The following is a 224-nucleotide window of genomic DNA, read 5'->3' on the forward strand; positions in this document are numbered from 1 at the left end:
CCGTGGCATTTTATGAACATGGCACAGGCCTGTTTGCTGGCCTTTGGTTTATGTTTACTACTGCTGGTGATAATGAGTGGAGCCTGGGCTTTAAAACTGACCAGAACCAAATAATTGGAGCAAGAAACAAAAAAACCGAAGCCAGGAAGACGGCTTCGGTTTTTTATGCTTACCACAACTAACGTGGTAATAGTCTATTAGCTGGCTTTGCGCTCGTGCGCCTG

Annotated in this window: 1 pseudogene; it reads left to right on the top strand. The window is 45.5% G+C overall.

The features are described 5' to 3' along the window. Positions 1–114: pseudogene (locus tag FDX22_RS12275) on the top strand (disulfide bond formation protein B); the annotation flags it as partial. Between the last annotated feature and the right edge of the window lie 110 nt (positions 115–224).

It is taken from the genome of Citrobacter sp. TBCS-14 (genome assembly GCF_005280805.1).
GTDB classification, from domain to species: Bacteria; Pseudomonadota; Gammaproteobacteria; order Enterobacterales; family Enterobacteriaceae; genus Citrobacter; species Citrobacter gillenii.